This window comes from Teichococcus aerofrigidensis (assembly GCF_054073225.1).
In genome coordinates this window covers 1-2,122 of sequence record NZ_JBSXMU010000230.1, presented here as the reverse complement: position 1 = coordinate 2,122, position 2,122 = coordinate 1, and the positions used below count along the sequence as shown (strand labels likewise).

The 2,122-nt window shown below is 70.5% G+C and carries 1 protein-coding gene; it reads left to right on the top strand.

The window, feature by feature from the left end; genetic code table 11:
- Positions 1-236 precede the first annotated feature (236 nt).
- On the top strand, positions 237-1,862 hold the full coding sequence (locus ACVMLK_RS20815) for an electron transfer flavoprotein-ubiquinone oxidoreductase (protein WP_198367679.1): 1,626 nt from the start codon (positions 237-239) through the stop codon (positions 1,860-1,862).
- Positions 1,863-2,122: the final 260 nt, after the last annotated feature.

Below are 2,122 nucleotides of genomic sequence, written 5' to 3'. Positions count from 1 at the left end.
GCTCGGGCGCGGCCTGCGGCGGCGGGGCGGCCAGGCGGTCGAGCGGCAGCTCGGCCAGGGCCTCGTCGGCGCCCCAGTCGCATTGCAGACGCAGGGCGGCCAGCAGCAGGGCGGCCTCGGGAAAAGCGGTGGGTGGGACGGGGCTCATCGGTACCCGCCATATCGCGCCCGCGCGGGGTTCCGCGCAACCCGCGATCGGGTTAAGGCGCTGGGCGGGAACCAAGGGAGAGTAGGACGTGAGCGAACGCGAGAGCATGGAATTCGACGTGCTGATCGTCGGCGGCGGGCCGGCCGGCCTGGCGGCGGCGATCCGCCTCAAGCAGCTCTCCCCCGAGGCCTCGGTCTGCCTGGTGGAGAAGGGCAGCGAGATCGGTGCCCACATCCTCTCCGGCGCGGTGATCGAGCCGCGGGCCCTGGACGAGCTGCTCCCCGACTGGCGCGACGACCCGCCGGAGCTGGCCACCCCGGCCGCCGACGACAGCTTCATGTTCCTGACGGAGACGAAGGCCTACAGGCTGCCGACGCCGCCGCAGATGCACAACCACGGCAACTACATCGTCAGCCTCGGCAATGTCTGCCGCTGGCTCGGCGCCAGGGCCGAGGCGATGGGCGTCGAGATCTATCCCGGCTTCGCCGCCTCCGAGACCATCGTCGAGGACGGCATCGTCCGCGGCGTGGTCGCCGGCGTCATGGGCATCACGCGCGAGGGCGAGGAGGGGCCGAACTACCAGCCGGGGATGGAGCTGCGCGCCCGCTACACCCTCTTCGCCGAGGGCTGCCGCGGCTCGCTGACCAAGAAGCTGATGGCGCAGTACGGCCTGCGCGACGGCGTGCAGCCGCAGACCTATGGCCTCGGCATCAAGGAACTCTGGGAGATCCCCTCGGCCGGCCACACGCCGGGCAAGATCTGGCACTCCGTCGGCTGGCCGCTCGCCAGCGACACCTATGGCGGCGCCTGGCTCTACATGTTCGGCGAGAACCTGGTCTCGATCGGCTTCGTCGTCGGGCTGGACTACCCGAACACCTGGCTCTCCCCCTTCGACGAGATGCAGCGCTTCAAGACCCACCCCGAGGTGCGGAAGATGCTGGAGGGCGGCAAGCGCATCGCCTATGGCGCCCGCGCGCTGAACGAGGGCGGCTTCCAGTCGATCCCGAAGCTGGTCTTCCCGGGCGGCGCGCTGATCGGCGACACGGCGGGCTTCCTCAACGTGCCGAAGATCAAGGGCACCCACACGGCCATGAAGTCCGGCATGCTGGCCGCCGAGGCGGTGGCCGCCGCCATCGCGGAGGAGGTGTCGGAGCCGGTGCTGACGGCCTATCCCGAGGCGCTGGAGAAGAGCTGGGTGTGGGAGGAGCTGCAGGCGGTGCGGAACATCCGCCCCGGCTTCGCCAAATGGGGCCTGTGGGGCGGCATGGTCAACGCCGCGCTGGAGACCTACCTCACCCGCGGCAGGTCGCCCTGGACCCTGGCGCATCACGCCGACAACAAGACGACCCGGCCGGCGGAGCAGAGCCGGAAGATCGCCTACCCCCGGCCGGACGGCAAGCTGACCTTCGACCGGCTCTCCTCCGTCTTCCTCTCCAACACCAACCATGAGGAGGACCAGCCGGCGCACCTGAAGCTCAAGGACCCGGCGAAGTGGCGGCCGGTGAACTGGGATGTCTATCGCGCGCCGGAGGCACGCTATTGCCCGGCCGCCGTCTACGAGGCGGTGGGCGCCGAGGAGGGCGAGCCGCGGCTGGTGATCAACGCGCAGAACTGCGTCCACTGCAAGACCTGCGACATCAAGGACCCGGACCAGAACATCGACTGGTGCACGCCGGAAGGCGGCGGCGGGCCGAACTACATCGGCGGCATGTGAGGCGCCGGCGGGACTTCGTGACAAAAGCTGACGGCGTGTAAGCCCCGGCCGGCCTTCTTTTCAGGCCCGGCCGAAAGGTGCCGGAAAACAAAGTTTCCAGAAGGGCTTGTGTCCGACCGGCGGGAATCGCTCGGCGGTTCCCTCCGGTCGGGCGCTGCTCTAGGCTCCGCCGCATGGTCATGTCCGCCCCCGTGCCGCGCCCCCCCGCCCGCATCCTCCTCCTGGCCGCCGCGCTGCTGGCCGCCGGCGCCGGCCCGGCC